Below are 356 nucleotides of genomic sequence, written 5' to 3' on the forward strand. Positions count from 1 at the left end.
CTCCAAGGTCGAGGCTGGCAAGATGGATATCCATGCCGAGTATGTGGCGATGGATGAGCTGCTACAGATGACCCAGCATCAATTTATGGCGCTGGCCCAGCAGAAGGGGCTGCGATTCGACGTCGAGCTGGGCGACGACCTGCCGAGCGGGCTGCATATCGATGCGCTGCGGGTCAATCAGATTCTCCGCAATCTCCTCGTCAACGCCTTCAAATTCACCGAGAAAGGGGGCGTACGGCTGCGGGTCAGCGCCGTCACGGAGGCGCCGCAGGGGAATGGCGGGTCGCGGTCCGCCAAGCGCCGCTTCCTCTCCTGGAGCAATGCCGCCTGGTACGGCGGCTTCCAATCCGCTGCCC

Annotated in this window: 1 protein-coding gene; it reads left to right on the plus strand. The window is 63.2% G+C overall.

Annotated elements, in window-relative coordinates:
• On the plus strand, window positions 1–356 hold a 356-nt coding region (locus PA598K_RS36565), incomplete at both ends, for a sensor histidine kinase (protein WP_376739082.1).

Source organism: Paenibacillus sp. 598K (assembly GCF_003851045.1).
Classification (GTDB): Bacteria; Bacillota; Bacilli; order Paenibacillales; family Paenibacillaceae; genus Paenibacillus_D.